The organism is Nostocoides australiense Ben110, assembly GCF_001050535.1.
Lineage (GTDB): Bacteria > Actinomycetota > Actinomycetes > Actinomycetales > Dermatophilaceae > Nostocoides_A > Nostocoides_A australiense.
Window position 1 is genome coordinate 3156594 of the sequence record NZ_HG764815.1, and the last position, 2630, is coordinate 3159223.

At 70.3% G+C, this 2630-nt stretch carries 3 protein-coding genes; all 3 read right to left on the minus strand.

The annotated features are described in order from the left end of the window. Positions 1-41: 41 nt before the first annotated feature. Positions 42-440: a WhiB family transcriptional regulator gene (locus tag BN11_RS15285; RefSeq protein WP_327152875.1), complete on the minus strand. Its 399-nt coding sequence runs from the start codon at positions 438-440 to the stop codon at positions 42-44. A gap of 118 nt (positions 441-558) precedes the next feature. Further along, complete coding sequence (locus BN11_RS15290; RefSeq protein ID WP_048699109.1) at positions 559-759, minus strand: hypothetical protein; 201 nt, start codon at positions 757-759, stop codon at positions 559-561. A gap of 112 nt (positions 760-871) precedes the next feature. After that, on the minus strand, positions 872-2630 hold a 1759-nt coding region (locus BN11_RS15295; RefSeq protein ID WP_048699111.1), incomplete at its 5' end, for an ATP-dependent DNA helicase UvrD2.

Sequence of the window (2630 nt, forward strand, 5' to 3'; positions counted from 1 at the left end):
ACTAGCCTCTGCTAGCAGAGGTTACGTACAAGGCGCGCCGGTCAGGCGGCGTAGGAGTCCTTGCGGGGACGGCCGCGGGGCCGCTTGCGGGCGACGACGACACCATCCACGAAGTACTGACCACCCCAGACGCCGGCGGCTTCGCGCCGGGAGAGGGCGCCGTCCAGGCACGCCTCGATCATCGGGCAGCTGACGCAGAGCGCCTTGGCGAACTCGACGCCCTCCGGGGTGTCCGCGAACCACAGTTCGGGGTCGTTGGACTGGCACGGGATCTCCCCCTCGGTGAGAGTGGCCGTGGAGCCGAAGTCCAGCAGCGCTGTGAGCTGCATGGGGTGGGTCACCTCCTTGGTCGGCCGCCGGGTATGGCGGTGGTGTGGTGCGCCGGGTCCGGCGCGGTCCTGCGTGTGACAGGTCTGGTCGGGCAGGGCGGTGGTTGGCATCTGCGTCCCGGATTCAGTTGTGTCGGAAGGCCCGTCGTCTGGGAATGCCCAGGAATGACGAAGGCCGCGGATCCTGTATCGGATCCGCGGCCTGGAGGTCAGGGCCTGTGACGTGTTGTCACGGGGCGACTCCAGGCGGAGATCCGGTGGTCTTGGTGGCGAAGGTGGTCTTGGTGGCGTATGCGGTCTGGTCGAGGGAGCGGGCGAGATCGACAGAGCTCACGCAGACGTGACCGCGACCCCGGACGACGACACCGACCTGCGCGCAGGCAGCCGTCATCGACAGCGGGGTCCAGGTGGGGATCATGCTGTTGCTCATTACGGTTGCCTCCTTCGATCAGGTCGTGAGCCAAGGGTGAGCGCCGGGTGGCGTCCTCAATGAGGGTAGACGCACCTAGGGGTGGCTGTCATCCGAATTATCGAGTCGTTGCTCATTTCTTGATCTCGGCAGCCGCCTGAGCCGGGTCGCCGCCCCCGAGGACTGCCAGCACCGCATCGCCGTAGAGTGCCAATTTGCGTTGTCCCACACCGGAAATCCGCGCCAACGACGCTTCGTCCTCGGGCGACGCCTCGGCGATTGCCGTCAATGTCGCGTCCGTGAAAATGACATACGCCGGCCACTTGGCTGCCTTGGCCACCAGACTCCGCCACGTCCGGAGCGCCTCGAACGTCGCCTCGTCATAGGTCGCCGGGCAGGTCGCGCAGCGCCCGGTGGTCCGTTCGGCCGCGGACTCCAGGACGGTCCCGCACGTGCGACAGGTCGCGAGCTTGCGCTCTTTGGTGCGCTTGCGGGCCGGCGGCCCGTCCGCTCCCGGCGCCGACGCCCCCTCGAGCAGGCCGCCGAGGAACCGCGAGGGCCGACGATTGCCCCGCCCCCCGGCGACCTTGGCTCGCGCCCAGGTCAGGTGCAACTCGCGCCGGGCCCGGGTCACACCGACATACAGCAGCCGGCGCTCCTCGTCGATCTCGGCATTGGTCTCGGCCATGACGATCGGCATCAGCCCGTCCGAAACCCCCGCCAGGACAACGAGATCCCATTCCAACCCCTTGGCGGCGTGCAACGACGCGAGCGTGACCCCCTCGACGGACGGCGCGTGCTGCGCCGCGGCCCGCTCGTCGAGCTCGCGCACGAAGTCGGCGAGGCGAGCGGCCGGCATACCCGCGACGAACTGGTCGGCGAGCACCGCGAGCGCCTCGAGCGACTCCCAGCGCTCCCGCGCCGCACCCCCGCTGACCGGCGCCACCGGCCCCCAGCCGGCGCCGGTGAGGATCGAGCGCACGAGCTCGGGCAACTCGACGGAGGAGTCGTCGCTGCGCACCCCACCCCGCAGGAGCACCGTGGCCTCACGCACCTCACGCCGCTGGAAGAAGCGCTCACCGCCGCGGATCAGATAGGGAATCGCCTTCTCCGCCAACGCGGTTTCGAACGCTTCGCTCTGCCCGTTGGTGCGGAAGAGGATGGCTATCTCCCGCGGGGGCGTGCCTGCAGCGATGGCGCGCTCGATCACCGTCGCGACGCCTGCGGCCTCGCCCGCGTCATCGTCGTATGCCGTGAGCACCGGCCCCGGTCCCGCGTCGCGTTGCGCGAGCAACTCGACCCCGCCCCACCGCCGGGACCCGCTCGGCCCGCGCGCCAGCCCATTGGCGAGCGTGACGACCTGGGGGGTGGAGCGGTAGTTGCGGACCAGCTCGACGCTCGCCGCACCCGGGTGGACTCGGGTGAAGTCGCGCAGGTGATCGGCGCTGGCGCCGGTGAAGGAGTAGATGGTCTGGGCGGGATCGCCGACGACGCACACCTCGTGCCGCTCCCCCAGCCAGGCGAGGAGCAGCGTCTGCTGGAGGGCGTTGACGTCCTGGTATTCGTCGACGACGAAGTGGCGATACTGGTCGCGCACGGCAGCAGCCATCCGCGGCTCGCTGCGCAGCATCCCCAAGGTGACGAGCAGGACGTCCTCGAAGTCGATGACCCCCCGCTCGCCCTTGACCTCCTCGTAGGCCGCCAGCAGCCGCGCCATCGCCGTCAGGTCCATGCCCGGGGCCGTGCGGCGGGCACGCGTGGCGGCCGCAGCATACGAATCGGCGGTGTGCATGCCCACCTTCGCCCACTCGATCTCGGCCGCCGCGTCGCGCAGCTCGTCCCTGCCCAGGCGCAGCCGCAGTCGCCCGGCGGCCTCGGCCACCGCCGCCGCC

Coding starts and splice junctions, on each gene's coding strand:
- BN11_RS15285 (WP_327152875.1), bottom strand. CDS start 440: ATGCCAACCACCGCCCTGCCCGACCAGACCTGTCACACGCAGGACCGC.
- BN11_RS15290 (WP_048699109.1), bottom strand. CDS start 759: ATGAGCAACAGCATGATCCCCACCTGGACCCCGCTGTCGATGACGGCT.